This window comes from Cohnella sp. (assembly GCF_041640265.1).
Lineage (GTDB): Bacteria > Bacillota > Bacilli > Paenibacillales > Paenibacillaceae > Cohnella.
The window spans coordinates 53488-74728 of record NZ_JBEQAP010000016.1 but is presented as its reverse complement, the minus strand read 5'-3'; the positions used below and the strand labels follow the sequence as shown (position 1 = coordinate 74728).

Below are 21241 nucleotides of genomic sequence, written 5' to 3'. Positions count from 1 at the left end.
TCGGGTTTGGCATGGGTTAATGATTATTTGGTCGGTGTTAATTTCGGGCATGTATTCGGGATCGACGGCACCAAGGCAGAGGATTTAACCCGCGGGGCTATCGAAGGGCGCAGGCTGGCGGAGAGGCAGACACAATTTTTCCGCGATTACGTTCCGGGCTTCGAGAATGCCCATATGGTTGCCAGCGGAGAACAGGTAGGCATCCGGGAAACGCGGCGCATACAAGGGGATTATGTACTCACGGGAGAGGACTTTATGGAGGCTCGCTCCTTCCCGGACGATATTGCGCGCAACGCTTATTATATCGATATTCATTTAGCTGATAGTAAAGGCAGTATGACTTTTACCCATCTGCCGCCTGGCCAATCTCACGGAGTCCCTTACCGCGTCCTTCTGCCGCTTGGCATCGACAACCTGTGGGTACCGGGGCGAGCGGCTTCCTCCGACCGGGTAGTTCAAGGCTCACTTAGAGTGATGCCGAATTGCTTCGCTATGGGACAGGCATCCGGAACGGCTGCAGCATTGGCGTTAAGCTTATCTGGTACATCCCGTGACGTTTCTTTTCCAAGGCTTCAGCAGCTATTGCTGGAGCAAGGAGCATGGCTCGGTGAAAGCTTTGCCAGTGCTGCTGCAGAAGGACAAGCGGAAGTCGAAGTGGCTGACATTTGAGAGAGATCCCTTTGATCGATGATTTTTTTTACGGTGCGGTTTCCCTTGAGCATACAAATGGGGGGATCAAGCCATGGCGAATTCCGTATCGGGATCTAGCGTTATTTCCACCGAACGGGATCGATACAAAAGCGGAAATCTGTGCCGGAGTAAGGCTACGGCTGCGAACCGATTCTACGGCTGTTGTCGTCATGTTTGCTCCCCTGGAAAAGTCAGCTCGTATGGATTGTACAGTGGATGGTGCTTTGCATTCAACGGTGGAGCTAGGTCAAGGAGATACGGAGGCTTGCTTCACCCCGCTGCCCGGTGAAATGGTGGATTTGGAGATTTACTTGCCTCAAAATACCGGCATGACGGTAATCGGCTTGCGAGTGATGTCTTGCGCGGAATTTGCATTTTCCCCGGATCAAAGGCCGAAGTGGGTAACCTACGGCAGCTCTATCACCCAGTGCGTCGACGCGCGGAGTCCATCCCATACATGGCCAGCCATTGCCGCCCGAAGTTCCGGATTTAACCTGACAAACCTCGGATTTTCGGGGAATTGCCACCTGGAGTCGATGGTTGCCCGGTTGATCCGGGATTTGCCGGCGGATTTGATTTCCCTTTGTGTAGGAATTAATGTCTATGGAGCCGCCACGCTTAGCCCTCGAACCTTCAAGCCGGCGCTAATTGGAATGTTGGAGATAATTCGGGAGAAACACAGCCATACTCCGTTGCTGGTCATCTCACCTATTTATGCTCCGGATTGCGAGACAACGGAGAATAAGCTGGGCTTTACGTTAATCGCAATGCGCGAAGAAATTAGCCAAACGGTAGCTCTGTTGCAAAATCGGGGTGACCGCAGTATTTTTTATCTGGATGGATTAGAATTGCTTGGCATGGCTGACGCGAATCATCTTCCGGATGGTCTTCACCCGGATGCCTCTGGCTACGAGCTAATGGCCGCCCGCTTCGAAGAAAGCGGGATAAACACATTGCGAAATAAGGGTATCTCTTTATAGCTTAATGGTAATGAGTAACAAGGTAATGCAGGCAGCTGAGAACTCTTCCTCGGTTGCCTGCTCTTTATTATTTTTGCGAGTAAGTATAAAATCACTTAAAGGAGCCGTCTGACGGCAAAGGGGAGTATCGAAATGCCGAAGGTGTTAGTAGTAGATGACGATATTCACATTCGTGAGCTGGTTCGTTTGTATTTGGAAGATGAAGGTTTTGAGGTTGTAGAGAAATCAAACGGAGCGGAAGCATTAACCTATGCGGAGAATCAATCCGTTGATCTGTTTGTTCTGGATATCATGATGCCGCAGCTGGATGGCTGGGAGTTAACCCTAAAGCTTCGGGAGCTTGGCAATGCCCCGATCCTGATGATCACCGCAAAAGGGGAGTCGGCGGATCGAATAAAGGGTTTTCGTCTGGGAACGGATGATTATCTGGTTAAGCCTTTCGATCCAATGGAGCTGGTGCTTCGAGTCAAGGCACTGCTTAGACGATATGGGATTTCAACCTCCCAAACCATAAAGCTTGGAGAGATATCCTTAGACAAGAAAAGTTATCAAGTCGTATATAAGAATAATCGGATGATAACGTTACCTATGAAAGAATTCGAACTCCTATATAAGCTAGGCAGCTATCCCGGTCAGCTATTTACAAGGGTTACCCTTATAGAGGACATTTGGGGTATGGATTATGAAGGGGACGAACGCACGGTTGATGTTCATATTAAGCGCCTTCGGGAACGGTTCGAGGAATTCGAATCCGATTTCAAGATTGTGACGATCCGCGGGCTCGGCTATCGGCTGGAGGTGTTCCCAGATTAAATCCTTATATATCAGAGTTATTCTCATATTCGTCGGCACCGTTATTGCAAGTCTAATTATAGCGTTCTTCATCGCTTCTATCCTGTATCGGAGCCAAGTCAAAGATCTGTTGAATGAGAATTTAATTGCGTCTGGCAAAAAAATAATTCAAACCTATCAATCCACGCCATCCGCACAGTTAGAGCCCTTCATGCGCAATGTATCAGGGATTTCCAATAATGTGATTCAAATTTACAGCTATACCGGAAAGCCTATTCTTAGCGGTCAAGAGTTTCCCTTACAGGTAAATCCTGAAATCATAGAAAGCGTACTTTCTGGGAGTATAGCGCGTGACTTAAATATTGGAAACGGGCGCCAAATGCTTATTGGCCTTCCTTTTGAAGACAAAGGAGACCCGTACGCTTTGTTTATCACGATAGAGGCGAGTGCTTTCGAAAGGATGTTCATAAACACCCTCCGTACCGTTCTTATTATTGTCCTGTTCATTGGCAGTCTGTTAATTCTTGTTGCTGCACGATATATCGTTAAGCCGCTGCTTCGACTGACGAATGCGACCAAGAATATGGCCAGAGGCAACTTCGATATTCAGCTTAGAACCACAAGAAAGGACGAAATCGGTCAACTAACAGCCAGCTTTAACGAAATGGCCATTGAGCTCTCTAAGTTGGATCGGATGCGACAAGAATTCGTCACTAACGTATCGCATGAAATCCAGACTCCATTAACCTCCATCTCAGGATTTACTAAAGCGTTGAAGAGTAAAAAGATGAGCGAGGAAAGCCGGCTCCATTATTTGACCATTATAGAAGAGGAAAGTGAGCGATTATCCCGGCTTAGCCAGAACTTATTGCAGCTTTCTCATCTACAGTATGAAGATCATCACATCAATCTGAGTACTTTCCGGCTTGACGAGCAATTGCGGAAGGTGGTTATCGCTTTAGAAACCCAATGGTCATCCAAAGAAATTGAGCTAGAGCTTCAGCTTGAAGAGATGGTCGTACAGGCGGATGAAGACCAATTGAATCAAGTATGGATCAATTTGCTAAGCAACAGTATTAAATTCACACCCGATAACGGAACTATCCATATAAAGGCTGTCATCAGCGGTCATCTCACCATCGTCTCCATTGCAGATAATGGTATTGGAGTTCCGGAAGAAGAACGGCTTGATATTTTTAAGCCATTTCATAAGGCAGACAAATCTCGGGACGGTTCGATTAAGGGAAACGGGCTTGGACTATCTATCGTCAAGCAAATCATCGACATCCATCATGGCGATATCGAGGTATCCGAACAGTCGGGTGGAGGCACTATCTTCACGGTTCAACTTCCACTGAGTTATGCGGAGCATAAATAAACGAAATAAAGGTTACCGTGGAATTAACGGCTATTGTGTATGAAATTTCATATAGAATTAAGTAGAATGTTGTAACAGGACGCTTTTGTGTATGAAATTTCATATAGAATTAAGCAGTATGTCGTAGCGGTAGCTATTGTGTTTGAAATTTAATACAGAATTAGAACTTTGGAAATAAAGTCGTCATTAATGAAACCGCATGCCTCGGCATAGCGGTTTTTCTATTTTGTAAAGGTGCGTTCATATTGAATACACAATGACCCTTTATAGTGAACGAAGATACAGAGAGGAGAGATTCAAATGAATTGGTTAAGTAAAATAAGCTTGAAAAACGGAATAGCCGTAGTTATTCTATGCGTGATTGTATTGGGGTACGGTCTTTTCTCGGCAACTCAGATCAAACAGCAGACGTTTCCCGATCTTGAATTTCCGGCAGTGTTCGTACAGGCTTCGTACCCCGGTGCATCGACGGAAGAGGTGGAGACCGAGGTTACAGCTCCCGTAGAGAGCAGCTTACTCGGGATGAAGGGTTATGATTCGCTGACCAGTACTTCTTCGGAGAATCGGGCAAGCATCTTTCTGCAGTATCCTTTCGGAACAAATATGGATGAAGTCAACGCGGATGTGGAAAGCGCGCTAGCGAAGCTCAATCTGCCAGATCGAGCGGAGGTATCGGTACAAAGGCTGTCCATAAACTCTCAGCCGATCTATGAGGCGGCAGTATTTTCTGATAATGAGAATGCACAGGCATTGCAATTAAAGCTGGAGAACGAGGTCGTTCCGAAGCTAAGTAAACTAGAGGGAGTCAACTCGGTTACGCTGCGCGGTACGGTCTCGGAAGAGATTCAAATTCATGTAGATAAAGAAAAGGCAGGCCAATATGGCGTTTCCTTAAATACGATTCAAAGCACCATTCAAGCTCTTGAATACGCCTTGCCGCTCGGTACCGTAACGCAGGATGAAACAACGATTCCGATTCGCCTTGTCGGAAATATGACCTCGCTTCAGGAAATTAAAGATTTGATGTTGAGCTCAGGCGGACCCGCTCAGCAAGGAGGGCCGGCGCAAGGAGGGCCAGCGCAAGGAGGGTCAGCGCAAGGAGGGCCGGCGCAAGCTGCTGTTGTACCCGCTAAAGTAAAACTGGCAGATATCGCAGATATTACTTCTGTGTCCTCACAGAAGGAGATAACCCGATTTAACGGGAACGAGAGCTTTACGATATCAATTATGAAAAACCAAGATGCGAATACGGCGGATGTTGCCAACTTGGTCAAAGACACCCTTGCAGAATACAAAGGTGCTGGCGAAATGGATATTCGTGTCATTGCAGACTTAGGCGCAGAAATCGAACATTCGGTGTCCTCGCTCGTAACGGAAGGATTGTACGGTACGTTATTCTGTGTACTGATCATCTTCTTATTCTTGCGAAATATAAGAGCAACCGTGATTTCTATTCTTTCGCTGCCGATCTCTATATTCGCGACAATTGCCCTCTTGAATCAAATGGGCTATACACTCAACATTATGACGCTTGGAGGAATAGCTGTATCCATCGGTAGAATCGTCGATGACAGTATCGTGGTTATCGAGAATATTTATAGATGGAGACAAGAGAAGGGCAGCGAGATGAAAGGCAAGGAACTTGCCTTCAAGGCTACCAAAGAGGTTATAGGGGCAGTTTCTTCCTCTACGCTTGCAACAGTTGTCGTTTTCCTGCCGCTTGCATTCGTAACGGGGATCATTGGGGAATTCTTCCGTCCTTTCTCTTATGCGGTCGTCATATCCATCATAACTTCATTGCTGGTATCTGTTATGTTGATTCCTGTACTGGGTGCCAAATTTTTCAAAAAGGTTAAGCATCATGAGAAGGAAAGCTCTCTTACACGCAGTTTTGAGAAGCTGCTTCGCGGAGCACTGAAAAGAAAAGTGCTATCGATCAGTATCGCAGTAGTTCTCTTGATTGGTTCACTTGCCACTATTCCATTGCTTGGCGTCACTTTCCTGCCAACGACAGCGGCTCCGACAGCTCAATTGAACCTTGCCTTGCCTGCAAAGAGTGGGTTGGATCAAACAGCCGAACTTAGTCAGGAAATAGAAAACTACGTCAAGGATCTGCCGGGAATCGTGGATTATAAGGTTTCTATCGGAGGAGCTAGTGCAGACAACCCATTCGACCAATCGTCTCACAGCAATAAAGCAACGTTCAGCCTTACTTTTACTGAAGAAACCGACATTGAGATCATGTTGAGTCAAATGAATGAAAAGCTGCAACCGATGGTTACTGCAGCAATGCCTGAGTCCACGATAGAGGTTAAAGAAGGTGTGCAGGATGCGGGGCCGCCGTCCGGTAACGGAATCGATGTGAGCTTATATTCGAGCAATCCTAACGATTTGGCAGCTGCCTCTAAACAAGTAGAACAGTTAATGAAGCAGAATACCGAACTGAAAGATATTACGAACAATCTCAATGACGTAACACCGAAGTGGGTACTAAGTCTTACTCAAGCAGGCTTGGACGCGAATTTATCCTCCTTTCAAGTGATGCAAGCCGTTAACGAACAATTGAGACCTATTCATGTAGGAACTTACACGCTGGATGGCAAAGAGCTAGCTATTAACATGTCCTACAAGCAGCAAATCGCATCCAAAGATCAGCTTGAGAACATTACAATTCCAACTGCTGCTGGGATGAAGAAGCTGAAGGAAATTGCTGACTTGACAGAATCTACAGCACCTAATAGCGTCAACCATGAAAATGGCAAAGCTTACGCGCAAATAAGCGCACAGGTTAAAGGGTCGAATACCGCCGTGGTTTCGGGAGAAGTCCAGACGGATATCGAGAGCTTGGCGCTTCCAAGCGGTGTCGAAGTGAAATTCGGCGGCGGACTTGAGATGATTAATGAGGGATTTGCAAGCATTGGAATAGCTATTGGTGCAGCAATTGGGTTGGTTTTCCTCGTCATGAGCATGACGTTCGGGGGCCTTCTAACACCGCTAATTATTTTATCCTCACTGCTGTTTGTACCCGTAGGAGCTTTAGGCGGTCTGCTCATTACAGGTCAATCCTTGTCCATGAGTGTGATGATCGGTGTGTTGATGCTGGTTGGAATCGTTGTGACTAATGCGGTCGTGCTTCTAGATCGTGTTGAGAAAAATCGTAAAACCGGAATCGATCTAACCGAAGCGATTGTGGAAGCTTCCAAAACAAGGCTGAGACCGATTCTGATGACGGCATGCGCAACTATTCTAGCGCTTGTTCCTCTAGCCTTATCTGAGTCTGCTTCATCAAGCTTGATCTCAAGCGGATTAGCCATAACGGTTATCGGTGGATTGACAACATCAACGCTGCTCACATTGGTGGTGCTGCCTGTTATTTATCTCATTACGGGTAAGTTCCGGAAGGTAAAGGAAGTAGAAGTATTCGAATAATGGAAAGATTAAGATTCCTATTTGCTTCTCTTGACGGGTTATAAGCAACTTGAGGTAAATGTGCTACTAATTTCATGGGTCCAACCGATAATTCTTATTTACTTGCTTTCTTACCACTATTATGTCTTCAAACCCCTGTTTCGTTGAAAATGGAGGTTGATAGCAGTACTATTGTTATTAGTTGACCCACAATGAGATATTAGAGATGATATAGTAGTAGTTTTGCCGCTATTTTCATAACGGTGGTAGCCTGAAGCAATAAGGGACTGTCCCATAAGAGTAATCTTATGGGACAGTCCCTATTTTTGATTGAAATGGGATTTGCTTTGCTTTCCCGCCAGCAACACGCTCCCAGCGTCTTAATCCACCTAAACAAGCTGCTTTCGCTCCTGCAACACGCTCCCAGCGTCTTAATCCACCTAAACAAGCTGCTTTCGCTCCTGCAACACGCTCCCAGCGTCTTAATCCACCCAACCAATCTAGCTACTTATGCGCCTGTATTAGACCACCTGAACTACCTACTTTCCCACCTGTAGCACGTTCCTTGCGTATTAACCCAACTCAACTAGCACTTTCATACCTCTAACACGCCCGCTAGGGTGGTTTTACTCATTTCCCTTTCCGAGTGATCTCCGCCAACGCATCCCATTGTTGCCCGGTCACCTCGGTCAGGTCGTTAAACTGACCGGCACCTTGAAGCCATTCTCCGCCGTCAATGGTAACGACCTCGCCATTCATATAACCGGCGTAATCAGAGACCAGGAAGGCTGCTAAATTTGCTAGCTCTTCTTTATCCCCGACTCGCTTCATAGGGACGCGGTTGATCATTTTCGCCTGCAGTTCGGGTGTGGGTGAAAGTCTCGACCATGCTCCTTCCGTCGGGAAGGGTCCAGGCGCTATGGCAATATGGCGAATGCCATACCTGGCCCACTCTACTGCGAGAGAACGGGTTAGAGCTAACACTCCTGCCTTGGCGGCAGCGGATGGAACGACGAAACCGGAGCCGGAGGAAGCGTAGGTCGTAACGATATTCAGCATGGTACCGCTCTGCCCTTGCTCTATCCAACGCTTCCCGACCTCGAGCGTCGTATAGAAGGTTCCATGCAGAACAATATTCAGCACCGCGTCCACCGCTCGAGGAGATAGGCGTTCCGTTGGGCTGATGAAGTTTCCTGCCGCATTGTTGACGAGAATATCAATCCGCCCGAATCGCATATAGACTGCCTCCACAAGCTCATGGATCTGGGCGGGATCTCTTACGTCGCAGCTTTTATAGAAAATATCATTTCCATTGGCATTCATTTCTTGTGAAGCTTGCTTTAATATCTCTTCACGTCTGCCTGTTATCGCTAGCTTAGCTCCTAACTCGAGAAACTTTTCTCCCATGGCTCGGCCCAAGCCGGTAGCGCCGCCAGTAATAAGAACGACTTTATCCTTTAATAGATCGTTCGCGAAGGGTCCCATCTGCTAGGCCAATGCCTTTCGGAATTCTTGAGTCAGAAGGGGAACAACCTCGAACAAATCGCCCACAATCCCGTAATCGGCAACCTTGAAGATAGGTGCCTCTCGATCTTTATTGATGGCTATAATGATTCGCGATTGGCTCATGCCCGCCAAGTGCTGGATGGCACCGCTTATTCCGCATGCGATATAGATTTCAGGGGTGACCACTTTGCCGGTTTGCCCGATTTGAAGTGCATAATTGCAGTAGCCTGAATCGCAAGCGCCCCGAGAAGCACCCACCGCACCCCCCAGCAGATTCGCCAGCTCCTCCAAAGGCTTGAAGCCATCTGCGCTTTTAACGCCCCGACCGCCGGAAATAATGATTTTTGCTTCCGTTAAATCCACCTTGCCGGTTGTTTTCCGAACAACGTCTTTGACTATCGTACGAAGATAGGCAGGAGGAGCATAGTCCTCTATGATGATCTGAGCTTGCTGACCAGAGGATGAAGGCTCGATAATGGGAAAATTGTTCGGTCTAACGGTAACGACCCACGGGAAACTCTGGAATTGCTTCTTCTCGAATGCTTTTCCTGCGTAGACAGGTCTAGTGAAAACCGTCTCTTCTCCTGAGCCCTCAAGAGAAATGACATCCGACAGCTGGCCAGCGTGAAGCTTCGCCGCGAGTGCGGGTGCAAGGTCGCGGCCCAAAGCGGTATGTCCTGTGAATACCGCGTCGGGACGTAAGGAATTAAGAAGGGGAGTTAGAGCAGCCATATAGGCTTCCGGATTATAGTGCTTTAAGCTGTCATGATCGATGAGGCGGATTTCGGATATAGGATAGCTTAATAGCTGGATTATTATGGAATCAAGTTCGCTGCCGATGAGTACGACCGAGATTCGGTCACCGTCCTTTGATGCAGTACGAGCTGCTTGAAGCGCTTCCAAAGTAACTTGACGAACTTTTCCATCGCGGTGCTCCGATACAATAAGAAATAATTTGCCCATGAGTGGATTCCTCCTTAGCTCTATCACCGGATTTAGATCGCTTTGGACTTCGTGCGCAGCAGATTCACGAGTTGGGCCGCTTGTGACGGGAGATCGCCTTGGAGAATATGTCCTGCTGCTCTTGCAGGGGGCAGGTTAAGCTCGGTTTGCGCTGTTTTGGCCCGCAACTGATCCGGCGTTATGTTGAGTTCATTAAGCCGGATGTGCCGGAAGGGCTTCTTCTTAGCTTTCATTATGCCAGGCAGCGATGGATAACGGGGTTCGTTCAAGCCTTGCTGGGCAGTAAACAGAGAGGGGAGTGAGATTTCCATTTGCTCCAAGTCACCTTCTGCGTCACGCTCCACGCTTGCTTTCCCATCCAATAACTCGAGCTTTGTGATGGATGAAACATGAGGGATGCCTAAGAGTTCCGATAAACGGATGGCCACTTGGCCCGCGCCGTTATCGACGGAGAAATTACCACCGAGTATGAGATCATAGGATTTGTCAGCGAGGTAAGAAGCAAGCACAACTGATAGGGAGTATTCATCGGAAGGAATGCCCTCGTTAGAGAGAAGAACCGCTTCATCGGCACCCATGGCAAGTGCCGTTCGCAGCGCCTCGGCGCTTCGCTCAGGTCCGATAGAGAGGACCACGACATGGCCGCCAGCCTGCTCCTTAATACGGATTGCTTCTTCCACCGCATATTCATCATAGGGATTAATGACAAATTTAACGCCGTCTTCGGAAACTTGACCATTCTGGATCTTAATTTTCTCCTCGGTATCGAAGGTTTGCTTCAGAATCACGTACACGTTCATTTCGCATGCTCCTCTCAAAACTTACGAATGGGTGTGTCAATCAAGGTTTAAGAGCTCTTAGATAAAACTCCACGGTGTTATCGATCTGTGCACTTAGAGAATATTTGCGGCCGGAAATCAGCCAAGAGGTCACGACTTCATCAATCCCGCCAAAAATCAGAAGACGAGCAAGCTTAACATCCAGTCCTTGACGAAAGATTCCTTCCTCTATGCCTTGAACCAGTACTTCCTCGATCAATTGAATATATGGCTTGAGGGCTTGGCCTATGGCTTTGCGAAGCTCGAAAGAGCTCTGACGGAGTTCAATCTGTGTGACATAGGCCAGCTCCGGACTTCGTTCCAGCTCGGTAAAATGCAGTTCGCAAATTTTACGAATCGCTCCATCTGCCGTAGTTGAGGACTCAACGCTTGCTTTGAATTTAGCGACAAGCTCGCCGAGACGCACGCGGAAGAGGGATACAAGAATATCCTCTTTGCTCTTGAAGTATAAATATATGGTTCCGTCTGCTACCCCGGCTTCTCGGGCGATCTTAGATACCTGCGAGCCGTGATAGCCGGTTTTAGCGAACACCTTAACGGCGGCATCAATGATTCTTTCGAATTTATCTGATTTTTTACTTATCATGCGATCACCCCGGTGTTAATTTTTCAGAGAAACTGAATGAATGGTCATTCATTTCCTACATTCACTTTTTGTAATCCTTAAGTCGATGTCGGCGAAGCCGATTTACTTGACGCTGTCAATATAAGGTATACATGAATCTATGCGAAAGGACAGGTGCTCATGTTCTGGTCGTGGATGCATTACTTCTTATTCCTGCTGGTGGTTGGATATGCACTTATGTTATTTTACAAAGCTGTGTACCATCGATACCTTTACGTGAAGCTGGGGCAAGCCGAGGAAAGACCATTTGATTGGAAAAAAAGAGTAAGGGAGCTTGTGTCACAGGGCTTAGGTCACCGGAAGCTCCTGAAGGATCGCAAGAGCGGAGTCATGCACCTTGTCATCTTCTACGGCTTCATCATCCTGCAATTTGGTGCGCTTGATCTCATCTATACGGGCTTATCAGGGGGAGCACCGCTTCCCATTCCCGGGTATGCGGCTTTCGGGCTCTCGCAGGAAATAACGGTTCTTCTTATTCTGCTGGCGACAGGTTATGCGGCTTACCGCAGATACGGGGAGAAGCTGAAGCGTCTGAAGAGGGATTGGAAGCCTAGCATCGTAATATTCCTTATCTTCTTCCTAATGCTGACCGTTCTACTCTCCCTTGGCTTACATCGTGTCTGGATGGGCCATGAATCATCGGCTTACGCGCCGGTATCTTCTATCGTTGCTGCTATTTTCTCCTTCCTATCTGAAGGGGGAGCGAAAGCTGTCTTCTACACCTTCTGGTGGGCACATCTCCTCATTCTACTAACATTCCTTGTCTATATTCCTCAATCTAAGCATTTTCATATCATTACAGCACCTATTAATATTTTTCTCGGCCAAAGTAGGACGGCGGGACGACTTCGCAAGCTTGATTTGGAAAATGAGGAGGCAGAATCGTTCGGCGTTGGCAAGATCGAAGATTTCAACCAGAAGCAAATGCTGGACTTCTACGCTTGCGTGGAGTGCGGACGCTGCACGAATGTGTGCCCGGCTTCGAACACAGGCAAGCTGCTGTCGCCGATGCATCTAATCATGAAGCTTCGTGACCACCTCACGGAAAAAGGCGCGGTGATTACCTCGAAGTCACCTTGGATGCCTGCCTTGGTTTTCCCGATAGGAAATGCACACAGTGTAGTGAACGGACACACACAGTTGCAGCATCGGTATACCGGAAGTTTATCCGAGTTTAGCGCGATAACCGATATTGCCCCTACCATGGCCTGGCAGAAAGAAACCTGGCTTCCGTCGGATAAGAAGGCGGAAGAAATGGCGCTCATCGGCGATGTGATGACGGCGGAAGAGATCTGGGCATGCACGACATGCCGCAACTGCGAGGATCAATGTCCGGTAGCCAATGAGCATGTCGATAAAATCATCGATCTCCGTCGTCATCTCGTGCTCATGGAGGGCAGCATCCCGCAAGAAGGGCAGCGGGCGATGCAGAACATCGAACGTCAGGGAAATCCATGGGGAATCAGTCGTAATGACCGGAGCAAATGGGCGGAGGAGATTGGCGGCATTCCCGTGCCGACCGTCAAGGATAATCCGGAGTTCGACATCCTGTTCTTCGTCGGATCGATGGGCTCCTATGATAATCGTTCCCGCAAAATATCGCGTGCGCTCGTTCGTTTGATGAACGAAGCCGGAATCAGCTTCGCCATTCTCGGCAATGAGGAGAAGAATTCAGGAGATACACCTCGCAGGATGGGGAATGAGCTGCTCTTTCAGCAGTTGTGCCAAGACAATATTGCGACCTTCAAGAAATACGGAGTGAAACGGATCGTGACTGCCTGTCCGCACACCTTTAATACGCTCAAGAACGAGTATCCTGCATTCGGGCTGGATGGGGTCGAAGTGCTGCACCATACGCAGCTGCTCGAAGAGTTGATTCGCAAGAAGAAGTTGATTCCAAAGTATACCGTGAACGAACGCATAACCTACCACGATTCGTGTTATCTGGGACGCTACAACAATGTGTATGATCAGCCTCGGAATATTCTGCGGGTGATTCCAGGCGTGGAGCTTGTCGAGATGGAGCGTTCACGAGAAAACGGAATGTGCTGCGGAGCTGGCGGCGGGATGATGTGGATGGAGGAATCGTCAGGCAAACGCGTGAATGTGGCTCGAGTAGAGCAAGCGTTATTAACCAAACCAACGATGATTAGCAGCGCCTGTCCATTCTGCCTCACCATGCTGGAAGACGGCACTAAGCAGAAGGAAGTAGAAGAACAAGTGAAGGCACGGGATATCGCGGAAATTTTGGAGCAAGCCGTATTCGGCCCAGTCTCTCTAAATTAGGAGGTAGAAAGTTATGGCAGCGAAAATCACCAAAGCAGCCGTGATCGGCTCAGGCGTTATGGGCGCAAGCATCGCGGCACATCTTGCGAATGTCGGTATACCAAGTTTATTGTTGGATATCGTGCCTACAGTCCTTACTCCGGTTGAAGCAGCCAAAGGACTGACGCTTGAGCATTCGGCTGTTCGTAATCGGTTGGCGATGGACGCGCTGAGTAAGCTTCCTAAGCTTAAGCCTACTCCACTTTACGATGATTCCTTCGTGAGCCGGATTACCCCCGGGAACATCGAGGATCATCTTAGTCAAATCCAGAACGTGGATTGGGTCATCGAGGTTGTCGTTGAGAACCTTTCGGTTAAACAGGAGCTGCTGCGCAAAATTGAAGAACATTGGAAGCCGGGAATAATCGTCAGCTCCAACACGTCGGGGATTTCCATTAATGAGATGGCGGAAGGCTGCGGGGAGTCTTTCAAGACTCATTTTCTCGGTACGCATTTCTTTAACCCCCCGCGTTACATGAAGCTGATGGAGATCATTCCAGGTAAGACCACACATCCGGAAATCGTAAAGCAGATGGGGGTATTTAGCGAGAAGACACTTGGTAAAGGAGTCGTTATCGCAAATGACACACCGAATTTTATAGCTAACAGAATCGGAACTTACGGTTTGCTTGTTACTCTGCAGGCGATGGTAGACAAGGGCTTCAGTGTGGAGGAGGTAGATGCCGTTACCGGTCCGGCGATGGGCAGACCGAAGAGCGCAACCTTCAGGACGCTGGATCTGGTGGGGCTGGACACCTTCGTGCATGTGGCGAATAACGTATTCGAGAAGATTGATAACGGAGAGGAGAAAATGGTTTTCGAACCGCCCCAGGTATTAAGGGAAATGGTATCGCGCGGCTGGATTGGGGAGAAAGCCGGGCAGGGCTTCTATAAGAAGATCAAAGGCGAGCAGGGCAGCGAAATTCTATCGTTTGATCTGACGACAATGGAGTATGGCAGGAGCAAGAAGCCTGCTTCGGCCTCCCTAGAGGCCGCGAAAACGGCTAAAGGCGCGAGTGGCAAGACGAAGGCATTGCTCGGAGCTAACGACCGATATTCACAGCTGGCTTGGGAGGTTTTGAAGAAGACGCTTCTATATTCCGCGGATATGGTTGGAGAGAAAGTCGGTTCGATTGCGGGTTCAATTCTGGATATCGATAAAGCGATGAAATGGGGCTTCAATTGGGAGCTTGGCCCCTTCGAGCTGTGGGATGCTATCGGTCTAGCGAACTCGGTTGAACGAATGGAATTAGAGGGAGAGGCTGTCCCAGCTTGGGTGAAGGAATGGGTTGCAGCCGGATACAGCTCGTTTTATCGGAAAGAGAACGGAATCAGCTTTTATGTCGGCGGCGGAAGATACCTCAAGGTGGAGCAGAATCCGCAGATCATATCACTTGCCAGCCTAAAGGAACAAAACAAGGTAATTCGCGGAAATAGCGGAGCTAGTCTAATTGATGTGGGTGACGGCGTAGCCTGTCTGGAATTTCATTCGCCGAACAATGCGATCGGCTCCGATATTCTAATAATGACCCAGCAGAGCGTGGAAGAGGTTCGCCGGAACTACGACGCTCTGATTATCGCTAACGAAGGACGTCACTTCTGCGTTGGGGCTAATATCATGCTGCTTCTTATGGAAGCGCAGGATGAAGAATGGGATGAGGTCGACCATATTATCCGGCTGTTCCAGAACACCATGATGAAGCTTAAGCATTTCGAGAAGCCTGTCGTTGCCGCGCCGCACCACATGACGCTCGGGGGAGGGGTGGAGGTATGCCTTCCAGCTGACGAGGTGTGCGCGTATGCGGAATCGTATTACGGCCTGGTCGAGGTTGGCGTTGGGCTTATCCCCGCCGGCGGCGGCTGCAAGGAAATGGCATTGCGTATTAGCAAGGCGAATCCGAATCCGGATATCGACCTGCAGCCCTTCATCAACGAAATGTTCATGAATATCGGAATGGCCAAGGTTTCAACCAGTGCCCATGACGCGAAGAAGCTAGGTTACTTCCGCTCATCTGACCGTATTGTCGCCAATCGGGATTATCTGATCCAAGAAGCCAAGCAATCAGCCCTGAGATTGGTTCAATCAGGCTATGAGGCTGCGCAGGCGGAGAAAATCAGAGTGGTTGGCGCCGATGGCAAAGCAGTTCTGAAGCTGGGTGCTCTTGCGATGAAACAAAGCGGATATATAAGCGATCATGATTTGCTTATTGCAGGTAAACTGGCACATGTCATCGCTGGTGGAGATGTACCCGCGGGGACGATGGTGACGGAGCAATATATGCTTGATCTGGAGCGTGAAGCATTCCTTAGCCTATGCGGCGAAAGGAAGACGCAGGAGAGGATGCAATATATGCTCTCAAAAGGAAAAGCGCTTCGCAATTAATCCATTAGGGAAGAGGTGAATAGCTATGAGAGAAGCCGTTATCGTTTCCGCGGTTCGCACACCGGCAGGGAAGGCGAGGAAGGGGAGCCTCATTCATACTCGAGCCGAAGATTTGGGGAAGCTCGTATTGCAGGCCGTGATTGATCGCGCTCCAGGGGTTGCTAAAGAGGACGTGGAGGATATCATCATCGGCTGTGCCATGCCGGAAGGAGAGCAAGGTCTGAATTTCGCCCGAATCATGTCGCTGTATGCGGGGTTTCCTACGACTGTTCCAGCCTTGACCATAAACCGATTCTGCTCCTCTGGGTTGCAGTCCATTGCCTTTGCCGCGGAACGGATCCTGGCAGGGAGCGCGGATATTATTATCGCCGGCGGCGTGGAAAGCATGAGCCATGTTCCCATGACAGGCTTCAAGCCGTCTCCGCATCCGACAATCGTAGGGGAGATGCCTGAAGTTTATATCGGCATGGGACATACCGCGGAGAATGTCGCGGACCGATTCGGAATTTCCAGAGAAGATCAGGACAGGTTCGCGGCTTCAAGCCATCAGAAAGCGGCAATTGCGTTGCATAATGACATTTTCCGAGATGAGATAGTGCCTGTAACGACTTCGCTTAAAGGCTGCGGCGATGACGGAAAGCTTTGGGTGAAGCCAGTTGTTCTAGAGAAGGACGAAGGGGTAAGAGCGGACACAACAGTAGAGGGCTTAGCGAGGCTGAAGCCTGCTTTCAAGGCTGGCGGGTCGGTCACAGCTGGCAATACCTCTCAGATGAGCGACGGTGCGGCAGCGGTACTGGTGATGAGTAGAGAAAAAGCAGAGGAGCTTGGCCTTAAACCGTTAGCGAGCTTTAAGTCTTATGCACTTGCCGGGGTAGACCCGGAAATCATGGGCGTCGGGCCGGTAGAAGCGATTCCGAAAGCCCTTCTGCGGGCAGGGCTCAGCTTCGCTGACATCGGATTGTTCGAAATCAATGAAGCCTTCGCCTCCCAATGCTTACACATTATTAGGCAGTTAGAGCTGGATGAGAGCAAGGTCAATGTAAATGGCGGCGCGATCGCGCTTGGGCATCCCCTCGGATGCACGGGCACCAAGCTCACGACTAGCTTGATTTACGAGTTGCGTCGACGCGGAGGCGGCTATGGCGTCGTGTCCATGTGCATCGGCGGAGGAATGGGCGCGGCTGGCGTGTTCGAAGTATATCCCGAATAAGATTGAGGAGATGAGCAGGGTGGATAAAACGGCGGATAAAGTAGCAGGCGGAAGCTTTATTATCGACGATATCGATTTTCTCTCGATCGTTACCCCGGATGAGTTGACGGAAGAGCAGCGGATGATCGCAGAGATGACGGCGGATTTTGTAGAAGGGGAAATTGGTCCTGTCGACGAGGAGCTTGAGAAGCTGGACTACGAGCTTACGGTTAAGCTGATGAGAAAAGCCGGAGAGCTTGGATTACTCGGAGCGGATGTGCCGGAAGCTTATGAGGGCCTCGGATTAGACAAGGTGAGCTCTACGCTGATCAGCGAAAAATTGTCCAAAGCCTCCTCGTTTGCGCTTTCCATCGGCGCCCACGCAGGCATCGGCACCCTGCCAATCGTTTATTTCGGAACAGCAGAGCAGAAGAAGAAGTATTTGCCCGATCTGTCCGTCGGCAAGAAAATTGCCGCTTATTGCTTAACGGAGCCGTCATCCGGCTCGGATGCGCTTGGCGCCAAGACGTCTGCAATTCTGTCGGAGGACGGCAAGCATTACGTACTGAACGGTGCGAAGCAGTTTATTACGAACGCGGGCTTTGCGGATATCTTTATCGTCTACGCGAAGGTCGATGGCAAAGAATTCAGCACCTTCATCGTTGAGAGAATGATGGAAGGCGTCAGTTTCGGTCCCGAAGAGAAGAAGATGGGTATAAAAGGGTCTTCGACCCGTCCGCTGATTCTTGAGGATGTGAGAGTACCGGTGGAGAACCTCCTCTGGCAGGTCGGAAAAGGACATTTGATCGCATTCAACATCTTGAATATCGGTCGATTCAAGCTTGCTTCGGGCTGCCTGGGTGCATCAAAGCAAGCCATTGAGATAAGCGCCGTATATGCCAATCAACGTACGCAATTCGGTAAGCCTATCTCCTCTTTCCCGCTTGTCGGCAAGAAGCTCGCTGAAATGAATATTCGTACTTATGTACTTGAAAGCATGGTTTACCGAACCGCAGGCTTAATGGACGCGGGGCTCAGCCATATCGATCACGACAGTCCGGAATCCGGCGTCCAGTCAGCCAAAGCGATTGCGGAGTATGCGATTGAATGCTCCATTAACAAGGTATTCGGTTCTGAAGCGTTGGATTTCGTTGCGGATGAAGGAGTACAGATTCACGGCGGTTATGGCTTTATTCAGGAATATACCATTGAACGCATTTATCGGGATTCACGCATTAACCGCATTTTCGAAGGGACGAATGAGATCAATCGGCTGCTTATCCCGGGAACGCTGATCAAGCGCGCCATGAAAGGCGAGCTTCCATTGCTGCAGAAAGCAAAAGCGCTTCAGTCGGAGCTGTTGCAGTTTATGCCAGGGCAATTGTTCGAAGGCGTTCTGGAGGAAGAGGCGCATCTGGTTGCGACGGCTAAAAGGATTTTCCTGATGGCAGGAGGAGCAGCTGTTCAGAAATATCAAATGATGCTTGAGCAAGAGCAGGAGGTGCTCAGCCATCTGGCGGATATCATGATTCAAATCTTTGCCATGGAAAGCGCGCTGCTCCGGACTCAGAAACGGATGAATAAGCAAGGTGAACAGAAAGCGTCCACCGCTATCGAGATGACCCGGATTTTTGTTCATGAAGCTTTCGAGCAGATCGAGACCTTCGCCAAAAATATATTGTCAGCTATCGAGGAGGGTGATAGTCTCCGGACACAGCTCTCGGTACTCAAGAAGCTGACCCGCCATACTGCATGGAATACCATACAAGCCAAACGCCGGATCGCGGCTCAGGTCATTCAGGCTGAGAAGTTCGTGAACTAACTCGAGTCCAATCCATTCGTATCCTAAGACAAATCTGGCGGATCCTGATTCAGTCGGTTGCTAATTATAGTAAGGAGGAACAGAATGGATACGACAAACGGACGCAGCCAGATGGAGCACCTATCGGAACTCGCGCGAAAAACCTTCTGGGGTTACGTCGGATGCGAGCTGGAATATATGGATGAATCAAAAGTGATTGTATCGCTTGAAGTGCAGGAGCACCACCTTAATCTGATAGGTATCCTGCACGGCGGCGTTCATACGACTCTGCTAGATTCGGCTATGGGGATCATGGCAATGTCTGCGAGGCTAGGGGAGGATGTGGTAACTTCGAACATGAATATCCACTTCACCTCCCCGGTTAGATTAGGGAAAGTCACAGTTGTGGCTGAGATTCTGCATAAATCTGGGAGAATGATTACGACGCAGGGCTCGCTTAGAAACGAAAATGATACACTCTGTTCCTTGGCAACCGCCTCGTTCAGGGTGATTGAGCAGAATTCGTAAGGATTCTATGCTAAACTGAGACTAAAAGCTGGATTGGCGGTGTTACTTCAGTGTCTAACAATCGTAAACTAGAGGATCATAGCGATGGGAATAACCGAATTAAGGAACAGTCGGAGTCTTATGGGGATAGCGACTCTGAATTTCTTGGGATGGAAGAGCCTCGCTATGAGATTGTGGAAGGAATTCGTTACGAATTGAAGCCTACGCCGACAGTTACTCATCAGCAAATCTCGGGATCTTTGCACATTATGCTGTACCAAACTTGTCATGCCATTGGTACGATTCTATATTCTCCTATTGATGTTTTCTTGGATAAGGACAACCAGTTTCAACCTGATCTCGTTTATATCCTTCACGAGAATGCGGAGATCATTAAGGAAAAGAGAATCGAAGGCGCTCCGGATCTCGTCGTAGAAATTTTGTCGCCATCCACAAGCCACAACGACAAGATTCGCAAGAAACGTCAATTCGAACGCCATGGTGTGAAGGAGTATTGGATTGTAGATCCGGTTCACCGGACAGTTGATCAATTCATTCTGAATAAAGGCAAGTTTGATCTATTTGAAACTTACAGCATATCTGGACGAATGACCTCACCTGTATTTTCTTGTATCGATATCGATATGAGTCGTTTGTTTCCCGCTTCTTTCACTTAGAGATCCAAGATAGGCTAATTACAATGATAGGTTTACAGAGAAAAAGGGCTGCCCCATAATCGATGATTTTGGCGTTACAATCATTTATGGTAGAATACGAGAGAGACGAAGAACGTCCTGATCCACCGTACAACACGGGGGTTGGGGCGTTTTTCATTTTTATCCGGAGGAGGAATGTGAATGAGATTTGAAGAAGCGCATGCCGCATTTATTCGGTGCCATCTAGATCTTCGGGCAGGAGAGCGCAAGGGTCGTTTGGAAAGGGGGCACGGTCATGGAGAAAAGCTCTTTTGTCAAAATATTTGGTGGGAGTTAAAGGGGAATTTTGAAGGGCTTCATCCGGAATACGAGGTAACGGATTGGCGTGGGAAGTCCTACTTTGCGGATTTTGCCTATAAAATCCCTGGATGGAAAGGTGCAGGCGAGAGCTCTATCTCGAGGCATTGGGCTTTCGTGTCATTTCCATCGCATATGACGATGTGGAGAGCAACCCTGGGCTTATCGTCGCCCTTATGCGCATGCTTTTGAGTCAGTATGAAACGAGCCAAACGACAGTCAAGCGGGCCGTTTTTGAGGAGAACGAAGTGATCCGTCTGGCTGCCAGCCTAGCTCGGCCAATCCGTCCGAAAGATGTGGGGGATCACTTTGAGATCAATCACCGTACGGCAGTCAGGTTATTGAGATCTCTTTGCGAGAAAGGATGGATGGCCCCCGTTGCGAGAGGAGCGGGAGAGCGAATCGTCCAGTATGAGTTGACGAGAGGGGGATTGGAGTCGATGTGGAGAAAATAACTGTAAAACAAACAGTAATTATCAATCAATCGCATGCCATTTTCAGTTTTACTGCAAAAGGTACAGGTAAAATAGCTTATTTCCCGGTATGAGGACAGAAACAGTTAAATTAGATGTATGTTGTGCAGGCAGATGATTTTGTTCAACATAATATAACTAAATTAACGGTATGTTTTACAGTTCACGGTTCTGAAGAGAGTTTGTTAGGACAAATGGGGAACGATAGAGAGGTTCGGCGTTTGGCCACCAGTAACCAAATAAGAAACGGGACGGAGAAGAATGCAGATCTGCTCCGTCCCGTTTTTGTCAATTCCATGCTTTTTAACTAAAAGCGATCTGTCCCTGAAGTAAGCTTACTTACTTTCGGGACAGCTCCTTTTCTGAATT

16 protein-coding genes are annotated in these 21241 nt (G+C 48.6%); 12 read left to right on the top strand and 4 right to left on the bottom strand.

Annotated features, from left to right (window positions below; all coding sequences use genetic code 11):
- The 5 genes from ACESLK_RS13645 to ACESLK_RS13625 form a co-directional block, all read left to right on the top strand.
- The coding region (locus tag ACESLK_RS13645; protein ID WP_373230043.1) for an FAD-dependent oxidoreductase at nucleotides 1–669 on the top strand (669 nt) is incomplete at its 5' end.
- 11 nt (nucleotides 670–680) lie between these two features.
- Entirely contained in the window at nucleotides 681–1670 is a 990-nt protein-coding gene (locus tag ACESLK_RS13640; RefSeq protein WP_373230042.1) for an SGNH/GDSL hydrolase family protein, read from the top strand.
- A gap of 132 nt (nucleotides 1671–1802) precedes the next feature.
- Nucleotides 1803–2483: a response regulator transcription factor gene (locus ACESLK_RS13635; protein ID WP_373230041.1), complete on the top strand. Its 681-nt coding sequence runs from the start codon at nucleotides 1803–1805 to the stop codon at nucleotides 2481–2483.
- Between the two features lie 109 nt (nucleotides 2484–2592).
- Entirely contained in the window at nucleotides 2593–3840 is a 1248-nt protein-coding gene (locus tag ACESLK_RS13630; RefSeq protein ID WP_373230040.1) for a sensor histidine kinase, read from the top strand.
- 300 nt (nucleotides 3841–4140) lie between these two features.
- On the top strand, nucleotides 4141–7269 hold the full coding sequence (locus ACESLK_RS13625) for an efflux RND transporter permease subunit (protein ID WP_373230038.1): 3129 nt from the start codon (nucleotides 4141–4143) through the stop codon (nucleotides 7267–7269).
- A 609-nt stretch (nucleotides 7270–7878) separates the two neighbouring features.
- Here the strand turns inward: ACESLK_RS13625 and ACESLK_RS13620 are convergent.
- The 4 genes from ACESLK_RS13620 to ACESLK_RS13605 are packed head-to-tail and all read right to left on the bottom strand — an operon-like array spanning nucleotide 7879 to nucleotide 11142.
- Nucleotides 7879–8733, bottom strand: coding sequence for an SDR family oxidoreductase (locus ACESLK_RS13620; RefSeq protein WP_373230037.1), 855 nt, complete (start codon nucleotides 8731–8733; stop codon nucleotides 7879–7881).
- A gap of 3 nt (nucleotides 8734–8736) precedes the next feature.
- On the bottom strand, nucleotides 8737–9717 hold the full coding sequence (locus ACESLK_RS13615; protein ID WP_373230036.1) for an electron transfer flavoprotein subunit alpha/FixB family protein: 981 nt from the start codon (nucleotides 9715–9717) through the stop codon (nucleotides 8737–8739).
- 32 nt (nucleotides 9718–9749) lie between these two features.
- The gene (locus tag ACESLK_RS13610; RefSeq protein WP_373230035.1) at nucleotides 9750–10517 is read right to left on the bottom strand and encodes an electron transfer flavoprotein subunit beta/FixA family protein; all 768 of its coding nucleotides are present in this window, start codon (nucleotides 10515–10517) and stop codon (nucleotides 9750–9752) included.
- Between the two features lie 40 nt (nucleotides 10518–10557).
- Nucleotides 10558–11142, bottom strand: a complete 585-nt coding sequence (locus ACESLK_RS13605; RefSeq protein ID WP_373230034.1) for a fatty acid metabolism transcriptional regulator FadR — start codon at nucleotides 11140–11142, stop codon at nucleotides 10558–10560.
- A 159-nt stretch (nucleotides 11143–11301) separates the two neighbouring features.
- Here ACESLK_RS13605 and ACESLK_RS13600 point away from each other — a divergent pair, with 159 nt between their 5' ends.
- From ACESLK_RS13600 to ACESLK_RS13570, 7 genes are all read left to right on the top strand, one after another.
- Nucleotides 11302–13467, top strand: a complete 2166-nt coding sequence (locus ACESLK_RS13600) for a heterodisulfide reductase-related iron-sulfur binding cluster (RefSeq protein WP_373230033.1) — start codon at nucleotides 11302–11304, stop codon at nucleotides 13465–13467.
- A gap of 13 nt (nucleotides 13468–13480) precedes the next feature.
- Nucleotides 13481–15889 (top strand): 3-hydroxyacyl-CoA dehydrogenase/enoyl-CoA hydratase family protein, encoded by a 2409-nt coding sequence (locus ACESLK_RS13595; RefSeq protein ID WP_373230032.1) that lies wholly within the window; start codon nucleotides 13481–13483, stop codon nucleotides 15887–15889.
- 25 nt (nucleotides 15890–15914) lie between these two features.
- Complete coding sequence (locus ACESLK_RS13590; RefSeq protein ID WP_373230031.1) at nucleotides 15915–17099, top strand: acetyl-CoA C-acyltransferase; 1185 nt, start codon at nucleotides 15915–15917, stop codon at nucleotides 17097–17099.
- A gap of 19 nt (nucleotides 17100–17118) precedes the next feature.
- On the top strand, nucleotides 17119–18900 hold the full coding sequence (locus ACESLK_RS13585; protein WP_373230030.1) for an acyl-CoA dehydrogenase family protein: 1782 nt from the start codon (nucleotides 17119–17121) through the stop codon (nucleotides 18898–18900).
- An 84-nt stretch (nucleotides 18901–18984) separates the two neighbouring features.
- Nucleotides 18985–19407, top strand: a complete 423-nt coding sequence (locus ACESLK_RS13580) for a PaaI family thioesterase (RefSeq protein WP_373230029.1) — start codon at nucleotides 18985–18987, stop codon at nucleotides 19405–19407.
- A gap of 50 nt (nucleotides 19408–19457) precedes the next feature.
- On the top strand, nucleotides 19458–20063 hold the full coding sequence (locus ACESLK_RS13575) for a Uma2 family endonuclease (RefSeq protein ID WP_373230028.1): 606 nt from the start codon (nucleotides 19458–19460) through the stop codon (nucleotides 20061–20063).
- 407 nt (nucleotides 20064–20470) lie between these two features.
- The gene (locus ACESLK_RS13570) at nucleotides 20471–20854 is read left to right on the top strand and encodes a hypothetical protein (RefSeq protein ID WP_373230027.1); all 384 of its coding nucleotides are present in this window, start codon (nucleotides 20471–20473) and stop codon (nucleotides 20852–20854) included.
- Nucleotides 20855–21241: the final 387 nt, after the last annotated feature.